Genomic DNA, 16,624 nt, shown 5'->3' on the forward strand with positions numbered 1-16,624 from the left:
CTACGAGGTTATACGCCCTGGCTGACCGAACTCATATTGAAATCCGGGACCCGGAGCGCGGGCATCGCGGCCCGGGTGAACCAGTCGCCCCACTCGCGCGGCAGCGTCTTCTCGGTGCGGCCGGCCTCCGTGGCATGGGACAGCAGGTCGACGGGCGACTCGTTGAAGCGGAAGTTGTTCACCTCGCCGACCACCTCGCCGTTCTCCACGAGGTAGACGCCGTCCCGGGTCAGCCCGGTCAGCAGCAGCGTCGCCGGGTCGACCTCGCGGATGTACCAGAGGCAGGTCAGCAACAGCCCGCGGGCGGTAGCCGAGACCATCTCGGCCAGCGAACGCTCACCGCCGCCGTCCAGGATCAGATTTCCGATCCCGGGGGCGACCGGCAGCCCGGTCAGACCGGCGCTGTGCCGGGTGGTGATCAGGTGCTCCAGCTTTCCGCCGCGTACCCAGTCCGTCGCCGACAGCGGCAGACCGTTGTCGAAGACCGACGCGTCGTCGCCGGAGGAGTGCGCGATCACGAACGGCGCGGACTCCAGTCCCGGCTCGTTCGGGTCGCTGCGCATAGTCAGCGGCAGCGGCGAAAGTGTCTCGCCGACGCGGGTGCCGCCGCCCGGCTTGGAGAAGACCGTCCGGCCCTCGGCCGCGTCCCGGGCCGCCGACGACCACATCTGGTAGATCAGCAGATCCGCCACCGCGGTGGGCGGCAGCAGCGTCTCGTACCGGCCCGCGGGCAGATCGATACGGCGCTCCGCCCAGCCGAGCCGCTGTGCGAGCTCCGTGTCGAGCAGGCCGGGGTCGACATCCTTGAAGTCCCGCGTCGCGCGGCCCGCCCAGGCGGAACGCGAGCGGTCCGGCGACTTGGCGTTGAGCTCCAGCGTGCCGTTGGGCTGGTCATGACGGAGCCGCAGCCCCGTCGACGTACCCAGGTAGGTGGAGGTGAACTCGTGGTTGGCGAAGCCGTACAGCTCACGCTCACCGGCCCGGGCACGGGCGAAGGCCTCGCCCAGCGCGGGCGCGAAGTCCGCGAAGACGGCCGAGGAGGTCTCGGCGGGCGCGTCCGTGAAGTCGGGGGATGCGGGGACCCCCTCGACGAGCGGCTGGGCGTCCTCGGCGGGGTCGGCCCCGCGCGCGGCGGCCTCCGCGGCCCGCACCAGCGGCTCCAGATCGTCGGCGGTGACGGCGGAGCGCGACACGACACCGGACGCGGTGCCCTCGGCGCCGTCGACGGTCGCGATGACGGTGAGGGTGCGGCCGCGGGTGACGCCGTTGGTGGTCAGGGCGTTGCCGGCCCAGCGCAGATTGGCGGAGGAGTGCTCGTCGGCGACGACGACGCAACCGTCGGCGGTGGACAGCTCCAGGGCCCGCTCGACGATCTCGTGCGGCTTGCTGTTGCGGCTCATCGACCGGCCTCCTGCGTGGTGTTGAGACTGTGCTGACCCGGGCGGCGTTGGCCGGGCCCCCGGTGGAATCCCTGGTGACCGGTCACCGGCCCGCCTCCTGCGTGGTGTTCAGAATGTTCACACCGCGGAACAGCGCGGACGGGCAGCCGTGCGAGACCGCCGCGACCTGGCCCGGCTGGGCCTTGCCGCAGTTGAACGCGCCGCCCAGCACATACGTCTGCGGGCCGCCCACCTTGTCCATCGAGCCCCAGAAGTCCGTCGTCGTCGCCTGGTACGCCACATCCCGCAGCTGACCCGCCAGCTTGCCGTTCTCGATGCGGAAGAAGCGCTGCCCGGTGAATTGAAAGTTGTAGCGCTGCATGTCGATCGACCACGACCGGTCGCCGACCACATAGATCCCGCGCTCCACCCCGCCGATCAGATCCTCCGTCGACAGACCGCCGGGATCCGGCCGCAGCGATACGTTCGCCATCCGCTGCACCGGCACATGGCCGGGCGAGTCCGCGTACGCACAGCCGTTGGACCGGCCGAGACCCGTCAGCTTCGCGATCCGCCGGTCCAGCTGGTAGCCCACCAGCGTGCCGTCCTTCACCAGGTCCCACGACTGCCCCTCGACGCCCTCGTCGTCGTAGCCGATCGTGGCAAGACCGTGCTCGGCGGTCCGGTCGCCCGTCACATTCATGATCGAGGAGCCGTACGCCAGCTTGCCCAGCTTGTCGAAGGTCGCAAACGACGTCCCGGCGTACGCCGCCTCGTACCCCAGCGCCCGGTCCAGCTCGGTGGCGTGGCCGATCGACTCATGGATGGTCAGCCAGAGATTCGACGGGTCAACCACCAGGTCGTAGCGACCGGCCTCGACGCTCGGCGCACGCATCTTCTCGGCCAGCAGCGGCGGGATCTGCTCCAGCTCGGACTCCCAGTCCCAGCCCGTGCCGGTCAGATACTCCCAGCCGCGCCCCACCGGCGGCGCGATCGTGCGCATCGAGTCGAATTCGCCCGTCGTCTCGTCGACGGCGACGGCCGTGAGCGACGGATGCAGCCGCACCCGCTGCTGCGTGGTGACGGTGCCCGCGGTGTCCGCATAGAACTTGTTCTCCTGGACGGTCAGCAGCGCCGCGTCCACGTGCGCCACCCCCTCCGCCCGCAGCAGCCGCGCGCTCCACTCCGTCAGCAGCGCGGTCTTCTGCTCGTCCGGCACCTCGAACGGATTGATCTCGTACGAGGAGATCCAGGTGCGGTCGGCGTGCACCGGCTCGTCCGCCAGCTCCACCCGCTCGTCGGAGCCCGCCGCGGCGATCACCTTTGCCGAGAGCTTGGCCATCGCGACCGCCTGGCCCGCGACCCTGGCTGCCGCGTCCATGGTCATGTCGACCCCGGAGGCGAACCCCCAGGCGCCGCCGTGCACCACCCGGACCGCGTACCCGAGGTCCGTGGTGTCCGATGAACCGGCGGGCTTGGCATCGCGCAGCCGCCATGCCGCGCTGCGTACGCGCTCGAAGCGGAAGTCGGCGTGCTCGGCGCCGAGCGCACGCGCCCGGGCGAGTGCCGCGTCGGCGAGGGCCCGCAGCGGCAGCGCTGTGAAGGCTTCGTCGATGGAATGAGGCACGGATGTCTCCTGTCGTCGAGACGGGTCGCCCCGATCATGTCGCGCCGGAGGGGTGGTTGCCCAGCGCCATTCTGTAGGGACCCGACAGTGACTGGATGAAGGCGCTGTCAGGGCCCGATTCTCCGCAGGAGGGACAGGACCGATAGGTTTCCGAGGTATCAGACCGCTATCGAAAGGGTGATCCGTTGAGCCGCTCGGTTCTCGTCACCGGAGGAAACCGGGGCATCGGCCTCGCCATCGCCCGCGCGTTCGCCGATGCCGGCGACAAGGTCGCGATCACGTACCGCTCCGGCGAGCCGCCGGCCGGCTTCCTGGCCGTCAAGTGCGACATCACCGACGCCGAGCAGGTGGAGCAGGCCTACAAGGAGATCGAGGAGAGGCACGGTCCGGTGGAGGTGCTGGTGGCCAACGCCGGTGTCACCAAGGACCAGCTGCTGATGCGGATGTCCGAGGAGGACTTCGTCTCCGTCATCGACACCAACCTCACCGGCACCTTCCGGGTCGTCAAGCGCGCCAACCGCGGCATGCTGCGCGCCAAGAAGGGCCGTGTCGTGCTGATCTCCTCGGTGGTCGGGCTGCTCGGCTCGGCAGGGCAGGCCAACTACGCCGCCTCCAAGGCAGGTCTCGTGGGCTTCGCCCGCTCCCTCGCCCGTGAACTGGGCTCGCGGAACATCACGTTCAACGTCGTCGCACCCGGCTTTGTCGACACCGACATGACTCAGGCGCTCACGGACGAGCAGCGCGCGGGCATCGTCTCGCAGGTGCCGCTCGGCCGCTATGCGCACCCGGAGGAGATCGCCGCCACGGTGCGCTTCCTCGCCTCCGACGACGCCTCGTACATCACTGGAGCCGTCATTCCCGTTGACGGCGGATTGGGCATGGGTCACTGATCACCATGAGTGGAATCCTCGCCGGCAAGCGCATTCTCGTCACGGGCGTCCTCACTGAGGGGTCCATCGCCTTCCACGCGGCCAAGGTGGCGCAGGAGGAGGGCGCGGAGGTCATCCTCACCGGCTTCGGCCGGCTCACCCTCGTCGAGCGCATCGCCAAGCGGCTGCCCAAGCCCGTCCCGGTCATCGAGCTCGATGTCACCAACCAGGAGCACCTGGACTCCCTCGCGGGCAAGATCCGCGAGCACTCCAGCGACGACTCGGGCCTCGACGGCATCGTGCACTCGATCGCCTTCGGCCCGCAGGGCGCCTTCAACTTCCTGGAGGCGGGCTGGGAGGACGTGTCGACCGCGGTGCAGGTCTCCGCGTACTCCTACAAGTCGCTGACCATGGCCTGCCTACCGCTGATGGAGCGGGGCGGCTCGGTCGTCGGCCTCACCTTCGACGCGACGATCGCGTGGCCGAAGTACGACTGGATGGGCGTGGCCAAGGCGGCGCTCGAGTCCACCAACCGTTACCTGGCCCGCGACCTGGGTCCCAAGAACGTCCGCTGCAACCTGATTTCGGCCGGCCCGATCAAGTCGATGGCCGCGAAGTCCATCCCGGGCTTCGAGGAGCTCGCGGACGTCTGGAACCACCGGGCCCCGATCGGCTGGGACCTGGCCGACCCGGAGCCGGCCGGCCGCGGTGTCGTGGGTCTGCTCTCGGACTTCTTCCCGCGGACCACGGGCGAGATCGTCCACGTCGACGGCGGCGTACACATGATGGGTGCGTAGGACTGACGGGTGCGTAGGACGCCGTCGGCGTCGGCACCGTGACGCGGCCGCACCGGACCCGGGTCCGGCGGCGCGACGGTGTCCAAGGCCCGAGGCGGCGTACGTCAACGACGCCCCGTTCCCCCGCAGCGCGCGGGGAGCGGGGCGTCGCCCGTTCGGCCGCCAAAGCGCGCGCCGCGGCGCGCGGGCGGCGACGCTGGAGAGGCAATCCCCCTTGTGGTGCAGCCGCGGCCCACCCGGCCGCAGTACGGCCGAGGAGGTCCCGCTTGTGCGTCCGACCTGGCGTTATGCCTCCGTACTTGCCGCGGTGACCGTCACGCTGTGGACGGCGCCGCTCGCCGCCTCCCAGCAGCACCGCGACAAGCCGAAGCCCGAGCCCAAGGCCCAGGCCTTCGAGGCGGACTGCCGTACGGTCATCGACGGCTCCCGGGCCACCGCCTACTGTCACAACCCCTACCCGGCCACCGACCGCGTCCAGCTGCACATCGAGTGCGGCCGCTGGTGGGACATCGATGTGGACAGCGCGCCCGTCGACATCGCCCCCGCCGGGTACGCCGAGCTCACCGACCGCTGCTGGAAGGAGATCAGCTCGGTCTGGATCAGCCACCAGCCGCAGCGGGATGCCGCAGGCACATGAACGGATAGCTCGCCGCCTCCGCGGCCGCGGCCTCGCCGTCGCCCGCCCGGATCGCCGCGACCATCCGCGCGTGGTCCATGGCGTTCTCCGGGCCCAGCTCGTGGCCCACGTCGTCGCGCAGCCAGTCCCGCAGCAGATCGCCCAGGTCGGCGTAGAGCTCGATGAGCACCTCGTTGTGGGAGGCCGCCACGACGGCCAGATGGAAGGTCGAGTCCGCGGCGACGAACTGCTCCGCGTCGCCCGCCTGCCACGCCTCGTCGCGCCGGGCGAGCAGCGTCTCCAGCTGCCCCAGGTCCTTGTCCGTACGCCGCTCCGCGGCCAGCCGGGCGGCCGAGGACTCAAGGGTCGAGCGCACTTCGGCGATGTGCCGGGGGCTGGCTTCGGCGAAGCGGCGGTGCATCACGCCCGCCAGTTCACTCGTGGCCACGACGTACGTCCCCGAGCCCTGCCGGATGTCCAGCAGCCCGTTGTGCGCGAGCGCGCGGACGGCCTCGCGGACGGTGTTACGGGCCACGCCCAGCTGCTCGACCAGCTCCGGTTCGGTGGGGATGCGGGAACCGACCGGCCACTCGCCCGAGGTGATCTGGTTCCGCAGCTGCGCGATCACCTGGTCGGTGAGCCCCGAACGCCGGGGGGAGGTCAGCGACATCGTGCTCCTTGCGTACAAGACTCGTGGAGGATTGGACAACCAATCATCCCATGATTCTATGATGGCTTTCATGCCCGACGAGACCCAGACCCAGACGCACACCCTGAGCCCCGCCGCAACGGACCGTACCGCCGTGGATGTCCCGGCCCCGCGGCCCTGGCTCATCCGGCTCGTCGTCGTCGGCATCGTCCTCGCGGCAGTCAATCTCCGTCCCGCGATCACCAGCCTCGGCGCACTCCTCCAAGAGGCCCGGGTCGGACTGCACATGAGCGGCAGCGTGGCCGGCGTTCTCACTTCGGTGCCGCCGCTCTGCTTCGCGATCTTCGGAATCGCCGCGCCGCGGCTGGCCCGCCGCTTCGGCCCCGGCGCCGTCGTCTGCGCGGGCATGGCCGCCATCGCGACCGGCCTGCTGACGCGCCCCTTCGCGGGCGGCACGGCGGGCTTTCTCGCCGCCAGCGCGCTCGCGCTCATGGGCATCGCCGTCAGCAACGTCCTGATGCCGGTGATCGTCAAGCGGTACTTTCCCGATCGCGTCGGCTCCATGACGGGTCTCTACTCGATGGCGCTGGCACTCGGCACCTCCGTCGCCGCGGCCGCGACCGTGCCCATGACCGAGGCGCTGGGCGGTAGTTGGCGGGTCGGCCTCGGGATCTGGGCGGTCCTCGCCGTCCTCGCCGTACTGCCCTGGATCGGCCTGGCCGGTGGCCGCGGCGCGGATGCGCGGAGCGCCGCACGGCCCGGCTCCGAGCAGAGGCCCGCGCCCCGGGTCACCCGCAGCCGCACCGCATGGGCGCTCGCCTGCTTCTTCGGCCTCCAGGCCACCGGCGCGTACATCACCATGGGCTGGATGCCGCAGATCTTCCGTGACGCGGGCGTCTCGGCGGGCACGGCCGGGGTGCTGCTCGCCGTGACCATGGTGATGGGCGTGCCACTCGCCTTCGTCATCCCGCGGCTGGCCACCCGGATGAAGACCCAGGGCCCGCTCGTTGTCGCCCTCGGCCTGTGCGGACTGACCGGCTACACGGGCCTGTTCTTCGCACCGGCCGCCGGAGCCTGGGCGTGGGCGCTGCTGCTGGGCATCTCCAACTGCGCCTTCCCGCTCGCCCTCACCATGATCGGCATGCGGTCGGGGACCGGGGCCGGAGTCGTGCGCCTGTCGGCCTTCGCACAGTCCATCGGCTATCTGATCTCCATCCCGGGACCGCTGCTGGTGGGCGTGCTCTACCAGCACAGCGGCGGCTGGGAGCTGCCGATCGCGCTGATGGCGGGGCTGATCGTGCCGCAGATCGCGGTCGGAGTGCTGGCCGGACGGGACCGTACGATCGAGGACGAATGCTGAGGTGCGAGACTGACCGCATGCCTGTGCTCGACCCGAACCCCCAGAATGGCCAGAAGAAGCTCCTCTACGTCTTCGGAGCCATGATCGCCGTCACGGTCGTGATCGCGATCATCGCGTCCATCGCCTCGCCCTGACGCGGGCGTTCGGCACTCCGCGGCCCTCATGGTGGTGCTGGCACCACCATCCCCTAGGGGGTCAGGCTCAGGGTGAAGTGGGTGGGTCACCGGATGGGCCCGGCTGCCCATGATCCGTAGGTTTGAAGCACTGAACCGCAGACCTACGGAGCCCCGGAGGCGGCCATGTCGGCCCACACGCACACCCCGTCCACCGGCAAGGCCGGTGGCAGCGTCGACATCCGGCTGCCGTGGTGGGCCGTGGCACTGCCCATGCTCGCCTTCGTCGTGCTGCTCCTGCTGATCGCGGACCCCGCCCAGGCGCAGGCCGCGGGCGGGGAGCCCACGGTCGGGCAGATCCTGGAGCGTATCCAGCAGACCCTGTCCCGGTGAGTGATTCACCCGTCATGAGGGAGCCCGTCAACACCCCGCGCCCGCTGGCGCATTTCATGCGAAGCTGGGGTGCATGAGCGACGCCGTGTCTTCCGCGGGGACTGCCCCCGGATCCCCTGAATCCCGCAGGATTGTGCTCCTCCGGCATGCGAAGGCCGACTGGCCGCAGGTGTCCGACCATGACCGCCCGCTCGCCGAGCGCGGTCGCATGGACGCCTCGGTGGCCGGCCGCAGGCTGGCCGATTCCGGTATCGCCTTCGACCTGGCTCTGTGCTCGACCGCGAGCAGAACGCGCGAGACGTGGAAGCTGGCAGTGCACGAGCTGCCGCACCGCCCCAAGACGGTGTACGAGGAGCGGCTGTACGAAGCCTCCCTCGGCGAGCTGATCGCGCTGCTCAACGAGACCCCGGACGAGGTGAACGATCTGCTGGTGATCGGCCACAACCCCGGGGTGCACGCGCTCGCGGACGCGCTTTCCGGCAAGGCCGAGGGCGACACGCTGGCGCGGATGACCCAGAGCGGCTTCCCGGCCGCGGCGTTCGCGGTCGTCGGCTTCGCCGGCTCCTGGAAGTCCGTCGAGCACGGGGTGGGCACGCTGCTCGAGTACTGGGCGCCGCACGCGTAACACCCTTGTCCGATACGTGCCGTGTCCTTCCCGGGGGCAACCCCCGGACGCCGGCCAAAGAACGGGCCCCGGCGCGAAGTCTGCGCGCCGGGGCCTTGTGCTGCGTCGGGTCAGCGGTGTCCGGTCAGTGCTCTTCGCCCTCGCCGTCCGCGGCCTCGACCTCTTCGCGGGTGATGCCCATCAGGTAGAGGACGGTGTCCAGGAACGGCACGTTGACCGCGGTGTGGGCGGCGCGGCGCACGACCGGCTTGGCGTTGAAGGCGACGCCGAGGCCGGCCGCATTGAGCATGTCCAGGTCATTCGCACCGTCGCCGATCGCGACGGTCTGGGCCAGCGGTACACCTGCCTCGGCGGCGAACCGGCGCAGCAGGCGGGCCTTGCCCGCGCGGTCCACGATCTCGCCGGTGACGCGGCCGGTGAGCTTTCCGTCCACTATCTCCAGCGTGTTCGCCGAGGCGAAGTCGAGACCGAGGCGTTCCTTGAGGTCATCGGTGACCTGGGTGAACCCGCCGGAGACGACACCGACTTGGAAGCCGAGGCGCTTGAGGGTACGGATCAGGGTGCGGGCGCCGGGAGTCAGCCGGACCTCGGCGCGCACCTTGTCGACGACCGAGGCGTCGAGCCCCTTGAGCAGCGCGACGCGGGCGTGCAGTGACTGCTCGAAGTCGAGCTCCCCGCGCATTGCGGCGGCGGTGACCTCGGCGACCTTGTCCTCGCAGCCCGCGTGGGCGGCGAACAGCTCGATGACCTCGTCCTGGATGAGGGTCGAGTCCACATCCATGACGATCAGACGCTGGGCCCGGCGGTGCAGCCCGGCCGACACGACCGCGATGTCGACACCGATCCCGGCGGCCTCGGTCGCAAGGACGGTGCGCAGGGCCTCCGTCTCGGTACCGGACACCGCGAATTCGACGGCCGTGACCGGGTACTTGGCGAGCCGGAAGATCCGGTCGATGTTGCCGCCGGTCGCGGTGATCCTGGCCGCTATGGCGGCGGTCGACTCGGCGGTCAGCGGGTGCCCGAGGACGGTGACGTGCGAACGTCCGCTGCCGCGGGGGCGGTTGTCGCCGGTGCCCGAGATGATCTCGGCCTGCAGCTTCATGGACTCCGCCCAGCTGTGCACGGTGGCGCGGAGGTCCCCTTCGGTGGCCTCACCGACGGTGGGGGCGGTGACGAGGGCGCACAGGACGATGCGGCCCCGGGTGACGACCTGCTCGATGTCGACGACATCGACGGAGTAGGCGGCGAGGGTGTCGAAGAGCCCGGCGGTGATCCCGGGACGGTCCTTCCCGAAGATCTTGACGAGAAGGGTGCGTACGTCGGAGGTCTGCGAAGCGCTCATGGTGCTTCCACCGTATCTGGCGGCGCGGCGGGGGAGACGTCCTGTCCCGCCTGCCGGACACCGCCCCTTCCCGAAAATGGGGCTGTGCCCCGGACCCCTGGGGGGCGCCTTGGGGGCTGGCGCCCACGGCCGGGGGGTGCGTCCGCTTCGTGGCGCGGGTGGGGGAGGGCCCGAGGTTTGCCCGGGCGCGGGGGCGGTGTGGGGGAAAATCCCCGGCCCGGCCCCCGGCTGCGCACCCCCTCAGCCGCCCCTTGGCGGCCTGCCCGGCGGCGGTGGACCCTCCCCCGGGTCCGCGGGCGGAGGCGGGGGAGGGGGCGGAGCCAGCGGGCTCGCCATCGTCGGGGCGCCGTGGATCTCAGGGGGGAGCCGCAGATACGGGTTCGTCGCATCGTTCGACGGGCGGTACGGCGGCGCCGGACGGTAGGGGCCCGGCAGCTCCGCCCCAGCCGCAGCGACCGGTGCCGGCTCACCCCGCGTCGCGTACACCAGCAGCGCCCCCACAGCACCCGCACCCGCCCCCCACACCGCCCCCAGCAGCAGCGCCGCCCCCAGCGACCCGTGCAGCTCGATCCCCGCGCCGAACGCGTTGAAGCCCAGCACCGACAGCGACGCGGACGCCGAGACATCCGTCAGCCACACCAGCAGCGGCAGCGCCAACGCCGTCACCACCGCCAGTCGCACCGCGCACCGCCCCGCGAAAGCCGGCGCCCGCAGCCCGCTCCGGGGCGTGCGTGCGGCCGTGAGCACGCCCGTGTACAGCATCAGCACCGCCGCCGCGACCGCCAGCAGCCACACCCGCCCGTCCAGTTCCGCCAGCCTGTCCACCGTCGCCGGCTCGTCGGCCGAGACCCGGAACAACTCGTCGAGCGGATCCGGCAGCACCTTCGCCAGCTCACCCTTCGCCCGGCCGTCCCACGGCACGAAGAGACCGAGGGGGACCCCGAGCCACACCCCGTTGGGAGCGCCGAGCAGTGCCGCGCCCGCAATGCGCTTCGGGCTGTCGTCGCCCGCCGCCGCATACCCCGCCGCCGCATACCCCGCGAGCACCGCGACCAGCAGCATCGCCACGACCGCGGACGCCGCCGGCCGTACATTCCGCTTCAGCGCCGCCGACACCGCGCCGCGCGGCAGGGGCGTACGCCGCGAGGCGAGCAGTGAGATCACCAGCACCCCGACCACCCAGAACAGCGCAGCCGCCAGCGAATCCGCGGTGTTCACGCTGAACCCGACCTTCGCCTTCGCGTCCACCAGATCCCCGAGCCGGTCCGGCAGCAGCCCTCCGATGTCACCGAGCCCCGGCACCTCGATGCCGCTCCCGCCCCCGCCCGGCAGATCGCCAAGACCGAGCTTCGCTCCGTCGATCGTGATCACGTCGTGACCTGCCCACGCCAACCCGCCGACCGTCGCGACGAACAGAACCACCACCCCGCCCGCCCGCGCGGCGAGTTCACTCCCCGAGACATAGGGCTCCGCGCGCCGCAGCGAACGTAGAAAGAAGTACGCAAGAAGCAGCGCCCCGACCAGCCCCACCCCAAGTGGCGTGATGTCGACGGCCGTCCGCGCCTGCGCACCTTCCAGCCCGAACGCGGACACATCACCTGTCGGAGTGACCGATCCGCCCACCGCGAGCACCACCGCCGCCGCGGTCATCGGCCCGAGCGCAGCCGCCGAATCCGCGCCCAGCAGATGCAGTCCGAGCGCCGCCGCGCCCGCCATCCCGACCAGCGCCCAGCTCACCGCGGCGACCGACGCCAGCACCACGTCGCCCCAGGGCACCTTGTCGGTGCTGCTGCTCGCATCCATCGGACCCCCCGATCCCTGCTGGATTTGACCCAGTTACCCCCACTCGCGCATGATCCGTACGCACTCATGGGCGCTTACCACTCTCCGGGTGTGTTTCTCCTCCGTCAACGGTCATCCCGGCCGCCCTCTTCACATGGCCCGACTTTCGGATACGCGACCGGGCCTGAAATAGTTCCTCACGATGTTCGCCATCCCTAGACTCCCTGCGACGGGGGAAACTCGGGGGACAACTAGTGGGGCATGGAGTGCCGGAACTCGTACTGGAATTGAACGGAAGGACCTGGACCCTCGATCCGTCCAGGTCATACACCCTCGGACGTGATCCGCAGGGCGACCTGGTGATCGACGACGCCAGGGTCTCGTGGCGGCACGCCAGCATCAGCTGGGGCGGCCGCAGTTGGGTGATCGAGGACCACGGCAGCACCAACGGCACCTATGTGCAGGGCCAGCGGATCCACCAGATGGAGATCGGCCCCGGCTCCGCCGTGCACCTCGGCAATGCCACCGACGGCCCCCGGCTGAATCTCTCCGGTGCCGCGGCAGGCGCCGGTGCGTACAGCGCCCAGGGCGCCGTGCCCCAGCAGCAGGCGGTCAATCAGCAGGCCCAGGCTCCGGCGCAGCAGCCGCAGCAGGGTTGGCAGCAGCCCCAGGCCCAGCAGCCGCAGCAGGCCTGGCCGCAGCAGCCGCAGGCACAGGTCCCGCACCAGCAGGGACCGGGCGGCGCGGGCGGTGTCGCGGGGGCCCCGCCGGTGTACGGGGACCGCAGCCCGACCACCTTCCACCAGCTGGACCTCGGCCGCGTGATGCGCATCGGCCGTGCGCTCGAGAACGAACTGGTCGTCTCCGACCTCCAAGTCTCGCGTCTGCACGCCGAGTTCACCGCGACCCCCGACGGCCGCTTCCAGATCCGCGATCTCGGATCCCACAACGGCACCTACGTCAACGGTCAGCCGATCGCCAAGTCCGGCACCGTACTCATCGGCCCCAACGACATCGTCGGCGTCGGCCACTCGACCTTCCGCCTTGTCGGCGACCGGCTCGAGGAGTTCGTCGACACCGGCGAGGTCTCCTTCTCCGCCCGCCACCTCACGGTCACGGTCGACGGCGGCAAGCAGATCCTGCGGGACGTCTCCTTCGGCGTACCGGAGAAGTCGCTGATCGGCGTCATCGGCCCCTCGGGCTCCGGCAAGTCCACCCTGCTCAAGGCGCTCACCGGCTACCGGCCCGCCAACCAGGGTGACGTCCTCTACGACAACCGCAGCCTCTACAAGCAGTTCGCCGAGCTGCGCCAGCGCATCGGGCTGGTTCCGCAGGACGACATCCTGCACAAGGAGCTCACGGTCCGTAAGGCGCTCAAGTACGCGGCCAAGCTCCGCTTCCCCGGCGACACCGCCGAGGCCGAGCGCGAGGCCCGTATCGACGAGGTGCTGCGCGAGCTCAAGCTCGACATCCACAAGGAGAAGAAGGTCACCTCGCTCTCCGGCGGCCAGCGCAAGCGCGTCTCCGTCGCCCTGGAGCTGCTGACCAAACCGTCGCTGATATTCCTGGACGAGCCCACCTCGGGCCTCGACCCCGGCATGGACCGCGACGTCATGCAGCTGCTGCGCGGCCTCGCCGACGACGGCCGCACGGTCCTGGTGGTCACCCACTCCGTCGCCGAGCTGGCGCTCTGCGACAAGCTCCTCGTGATGGCCCCCGGCGGCTCGGTGGCCTACTTCGGCCCGCCGGAGGAGGCGCTCAACTTCTTCGGCTACAGCACCTGGGCCGATGTCTTCTCGGCGTTCGAGAACTACCGCGACTACGACTGGGCGGGCCGCTGGCGCGGTTCGCAGCACTACCAGATGTACGCGGCGGACATCGACGCCGTCGCCGCGCAGTCGGTGAACATGCCGTCGCCGCAGCAGATGCGCCCGCCGAAGCCGCAGAGCTGGGGCTCGCAGCTGTGGACGCTGATCCGCCGCTACTCCTCGGTCATCGCGTCCGACAAGGGCTTCATGGGGCTGATGGTCATCCTGCCCGCGGTCCTCGGCCTGGTCAGCGTGGTCATCCCGGCGAAGTTCGGCCTCGCGCCGCCCACGCCGCCGAGCAAGTTCAACGGCGACGCGGGCACGATCATGCTGATCCTCGCGGTCGGCATGTGCTTCTCGGGCGCGGCCAACTCCGTACGAGAACTGATCAAGGAACGGGTCATCTACGAACGGGAACGGGCCACCGGCCTGGCCCGCTCGGCGTATCTGATGTCCAAGGTGATCGTCCTCGGCGTGATCACGGCCATCCAGGGCGTCATCATCTGCGGCATCGGCTTCGCCACCCGCGAGCTGCCCGCAGAGGGCCTGATCATGCCGCCGGCCGTCGAGATCTGCCTCGTCGTCATCGCGCTGGGCTTTACCTCGATGATGTTCGGCCTGGTCATCTCCTCGCTGGTGAAGACCGCAGAGAAGACCATGCCGCTGCTGGTCATGTTCGCCATCGTCCAGGTCGTCTTCACCGGCATCCTCTTCCAGGTCTACGGATCGCCCGGCCTGGAGCAGTTCGCCTGGCTGATGCCGTCCCGCTGGGCCATCGCCGGTGCGGGCGCGACGCTCGACCTGTCGCACCTGATGCCGCCGTGGGACCCGAACAAGCCCACCGACCTGGACCCCCTGTGGGAGCACTCGGCGGGCCAGTGGGGCATGAACATCACCATCCTGCTGGTGATCGGCGTCATCTGCGGTGTCGTGGTCGCGCGGCTGCTGCGCCGCCACGAGCCCGAGGTCATGCGCAAGTAAGCACGACAGGCATCACACGGGCATCACCCGCACGATTCGCAACGCGCCGAAGGGCGGCACCCCGCACGGGGTGCCGCCCTTCCGTGTCAGACGTCACGTGTCAGGCGTGAGACGTCCGACTGCTCAGTAGGCGCTGTTGACGTTGTCGATCGAGCCGTACCTGTCGGCGGCGTAGTTGGCCGCGGCGACGATGTTGGCGACCGGGTCGTACTGGCTGTTGGCCGTACCCGGGACGTGGTAGGCGTCGAACGTCGGCTTGATGACCTGCAGCAGGCCGATCGACGGGGTGCCGTTGATCGCGTTGATGTCCCAGCCGTTGATGGCGTTCGGGTTACCGGCGGACTCACGAATGATGTTGCGGTGCAGACCGTCGTAGGTGCCCGGGATGTTGTGCTTCTTCATGATGTCGAGCGCCTCGCGGATCCAGCCGTCGAGGTTGTTCGCGTAGATCGGCTTGCGGGCGGCGGCACGGCTGGCGGCCAGTGCCTTGGCGCGCTTCTTCGCGGCGGCCTTGGCAGCGGCCTTCTTGTTGGCCTGGGCGATGTCGTGGGCCTTGGCCGCGTTGTGCGCCCGGGCCTTGGCGTTGGCCTTGGCTATGGCGTGGGCCTTGGCCTTGAGGTGGGCGTTGGCCTTGGCCACGGTGTGAGCGTTGGCCTGGGCGTGGGCGACGGCCTTGGCGTGAGCCGTGGTCAGGGCGTGGGCCTTCGCCAGTGCCGCGCGCTCCTCGGCGGACAGCGTCTTCACGGAAGCCGACTTCGCGACGAGGCCCTCGGCCTCGGCGGAGGCGTTGTCGGGGACGAGCGAGAACGTGAGTGCTGCGACCGCGGCGGCGGCGATACCGGCGATCGAGACTTTGTGGGTCTTGGTCAGGCGGGTGCTGGACGCGGACATACAGACATACCTCTTCGAATAGCGGAAGTCGCATCAGGCCGGGGCGGCGCTGCGCTCCTCGGCGGGCGACGTCGGCAATTCTTAGCGGCCGCAAAATGCCTTGGCAAAGGTGTGACGTACTATCCGCAGTAGTGGATCAGGGTGTCCTAATAGCCCCCTTTCACCCTCCCCGTCCCCGCTCACGCGCCCTTTATGTATCCACTAGAGGTGTTCGTAAGTGATGTACGTCCTATGTGCGGGCTCACATCGGGCGGGAAACGGTTTCACGATCCGTTGCGCCAGCAATGCAAAGAGTGAGGGCTCTCATCCGGAAGAACGAGGTGGACGTCGCCGAACTCGTGCCAGAGGTAGAGATGGCCCAGAGCCTCCTCATACGCGCGGCCCAGCGCCTCCCGCCCGGCAATCGCCTCCAGCATCAGCAGATGTGAGGCCTCCGGCTCGTGCAGTCCGGTCAGCAGGCCGTCCACGGCGCGTACCCCGCGCGCCGGCGTGACGACCAGATCCGTCCAGCCCGAGGCCGCGCGCACCACACCGTCGTCGCCTGCCGCCGACTCCAGGGCGCGCACGGCAGTCGTGCCCACCGCGATGATCCTGCCGCCCCCCGCCCGCGCCGCATTCACCAGCCATGCCGTCGAGGCGGGCACCTCGAAGCGCTCGGGGTACGGCGGCTCGTGCGCCTCCGCCGACGCCACCCCCGTGTGCAGAGTGAGCGGCGCGAACTGCACCCCGCGGCTCACCAGCTCCGCAACCAGCCCCGTCGTGAAGGGCCGCGCGGCACTCGGCATCTCCGCGGATCCCGAGCCGTCGGGGCAGGGAAGCGCGAAGACCGTCTGGTACGCGGACAGCGGCTGGTCCCGCACCGTGTATCCGTACCGGATCGGACGGCCGTACCGCCCCAGCAGCGTCGGCACGTCCAGGGACACCGACGCCCACCACAGCCGTTGCGCACCGGGGGCGATCGGCTCCTCCAGTACGAGCCGCTCGCCCCCGGGTATGCGTACGACGGCTCCCGCGGGGCCGCCGGGGCGCGGCAGGGTGCTGCCCGAGCCGTCCGGGCGGCGCAGCTCCACCGCCCATCGCCCGTCGTCGCCGCGCGTGGAGAAGTGCACGACGACGGCCTCGCCGCCCACCCGCCCGTTCACGGCGGCGGCCAGCGTGGCGGACGTGTTGACCACCAGGATGTCGCCGGCCCGCAGCTGCCCGGGAAGGTCCCGGAAGGCGTGGTGCGAGACGCCGGTCCCGCGGGAGACCATCAGCCGCACGTCGTCCCGCCCCGAGCCGCGCATCTCGGCGGGCACCCGGGCGGAGAGCTCATCAGGTACGCGCAGGGCGTCGAGCACGGCTGTTCCTCCTGATGGTTCGCACACTGATGCATCGCTCACCGATGTCTCT

The 16,624-nt window shown here is 70.4% G+C and carries 15 protein-coding genes; 8 read left to right on the forward strand and 7 right to left on the reverse strand.

From position 1 onward, the window contains the following. Window positions 1-8: 8 nt before the first annotated feature. Together ACQEVG_RS10600 and ACQEVG_RS10605 are read right to left on the reverse strand one after the other, a co-directional pair. Window positions 9-1,400 (reverse strand): metallopeptidase TldD-related protein, encoded by a 1,392-nt coding sequence (locus ACQEVG_RS10600; protein ID WP_432980479.1) that lies wholly within the window; start codon window positions 1,398-1,400, stop codon window positions 9-11. Window positions 1,401-1,482: 82 nt separating this feature from the next. Beyond that, window positions 1,483-3,006: a TldD/PmbA family protein gene (locus ACQEVG_RS10605; protein ID WP_432980482.1), complete on the reverse strand. Its 1,524-nt coding sequence runs from the start codon at window positions 3,004-3,006 to the stop codon at window positions 1,483-1,485. Window positions 3,007-3,191: 185 nt separating this feature from the next. On the opposite strand from ACQEVG_RS10605, the gene fabG reads away from it, so the two are divergent. From fabG to ACQEVG_RS10620, 3 genes are all read left to right on the forward strand, one after another. Next, a complete protein-coding gene (gene fabG / locus ACQEVG_RS10610) occupies window positions 3,192-3,896 on the forward strand; it encodes a 3-oxoacyl-[acyl-carrier-protein] reductase (RefSeq protein WP_432980485.1) in 705 nt (234 codons plus the stop codon). Between the two features lie 5 nt (window positions 3,897-3,901). Beyond that, window positions 3,902-4,672 (forward strand): enoyl-ACP reductase FabI, encoded by a 771-nt coding sequence (gene fabI / locus ACQEVG_RS10615; protein WP_432980488.1) that lies wholly within the window; start codon window positions 3,902-3,904, stop codon window positions 4,670-4,672. 268 nt (window positions 4,673-4,940) lie between these two features. Next, the gene (locus ACQEVG_RS10620) at window positions 4,941-5,309 is read left to right on the forward strand and encodes a hypothetical protein (RefSeq protein ID WP_432980491.1); all 369 of its coding nucleotides are present in this window, start codon (window positions 4,941-4,943) and stop codon (window positions 5,307-5,309) included. Here the strand turns inward: ACQEVG_RS10620 and ACQEVG_RS10625 are convergent. Beyond that, a complete protein-coding gene (locus ACQEVG_RS10625) occupies window positions 5,272-5,958 on the reverse strand; it encodes a FadR/GntR family transcriptional regulator (protein ID WP_432980494.1) in 687 nt (228 codons plus the stop codon). The genes ACQEVG_RS10620 and ACQEVG_RS10625 overlap by 38 nt on opposite strands. 70 nt (window positions 5,959-6,028) lie before the next feature. Here ACQEVG_RS10625 and ACQEVG_RS10630 point away from each other — a divergent pair, with 70 nt between their 5' ends. The 4 genes from ACQEVG_RS10630 to ACQEVG_RS10645 all read left to right on the forward strand — a co-directional run bounded on the left by ACQEVG_RS10630 (window position 6,029) and on the right by ACQEVG_RS10645 (window position 8,428). Further along, window positions 6,029-7,297 carry a CynX/NimT family MFS transporter gene (locus ACQEVG_RS10630; protein WP_432980497.1) on the forward strand — a complete coding sequence of 423 codons (1,269 nt, stop codon included), beginning with the start codon at window positions 6,029-6,031 and terminating at the stop codon, window positions 7,295-7,297. A gap of 17 nt (window positions 7,298-7,314) precedes the next feature. Next, window positions 7,315-7,431, forward strand: coding sequence for an SGM_5486 family transporter-associated protein (locus tag ACQEVG_RS10635; protein ID WP_360879573.1), 117 nt, complete (start codon window positions 7,315-7,317; stop codon window positions 7,429-7,431). A 165-nt stretch (window positions 7,432-7,596) separates the two neighbouring features. Then, a complete protein-coding gene (locus ACQEVG_RS10640) occupies window positions 7,597-7,803 on the forward strand; it encodes a hypothetical protein (RefSeq protein ID WP_432980501.1) in 207 nt (68 codons plus the stop codon). Window positions 7,804-7,876: 73 nt separating this feature from the next. Beyond that, window positions 7,877-8,428 carry a SixA phosphatase family protein gene (locus ACQEVG_RS10645; RefSeq protein ID WP_432980504.1) on the forward strand — a complete coding sequence of 184 codons (552 nt, stop codon included), beginning with the start codon at window positions 7,877-7,879 and terminating at the stop codon, window positions 8,426-8,428. 124 nt (window positions 8,429-8,552) lie between these two features. On the opposite strand, the gene serB is transcribed toward ACQEVG_RS10645, so the two are convergent. Both serB and ACQEVG_RS10655 read right to left on the reverse strand, forming a co-directional pair. After that, window positions 8,553-9,770 carry a phosphoserine phosphatase SerB gene (serB, locus tag ACQEVG_RS10650; protein WP_432980507.1) on the reverse strand — a complete coding sequence of 406 codons (1,218 nt, stop codon included), beginning with the start codon at window positions 9,768-9,770 and terminating at the stop codon, window positions 8,553-8,555. A gap of 240 nt (window positions 9,771-10,010) precedes the next feature. Then, window positions 10,011-11,573 carry a streptophobe family protein gene (locus ACQEVG_RS10655; RefSeq protein ID WP_432980510.1) on the reverse strand — a complete coding sequence of 521 codons (1,563 nt, stop codon included), beginning with the start codon at window positions 11,571-11,573 and terminating at the stop codon, window positions 10,011-10,013. 233 nt (window positions 11,574-11,806) lie between these two features. Between ACQEVG_RS10655 and ACQEVG_RS10660 the strand changes: the two genes are divergently transcribed. Beyond that, window positions 11,807-14,341 (forward strand): FHA domain-containing protein, encoded by a 2,535-nt coding sequence (locus ACQEVG_RS10660; protein ID WP_432980513.1) that lies wholly within the window; start codon window positions 11,807-11,809, stop codon window positions 14,339-14,341. Window positions 14,342-14,464: 123 nt separating this feature from the next. Here the strand turns inward: ACQEVG_RS10660 and ACQEVG_RS10665 are convergent, their stop codons facing one another. Together ACQEVG_RS10665 and ACQEVG_RS10670 are read right to left on the reverse strand one after the other, a co-directional pair. After that, complete coding sequence (locus ACQEVG_RS10665; RefSeq protein WP_432980516.1) at window positions 14,465-15,232, reverse strand: transglycosylase SLT domain-containing protein; 768 nt, start codon at window positions 15,230-15,232, stop codon at window positions 14,465-14,467. Window positions 15,233-15,495: 263 nt separating this feature from the next. Further along, the gene (locus ACQEVG_RS10670; RefSeq protein WP_432980519.1) at window positions 15,496-16,614 is read right to left on the reverse strand and encodes an S-adenosylmethionine:tRNA ribosyltransferase-isomerase; all 1,119 of its coding nucleotides are present in this window, start codon (window positions 16,612-16,614) and stop codon (window positions 15,496-15,498) included. Window positions 16,615-16,624: the final 10 nt, after the last annotated feature.

Origin of the sequence: Streptomyces sp. CA-135486 (assembly GCF_050936555.1) — a bacterium.
In the GTDB taxonomy this organism is placed as follows: domain Bacteria; phylum Actinomycetota; class Actinomycetes; order Streptomycetales; family Streptomycetaceae; genus Streptomyces.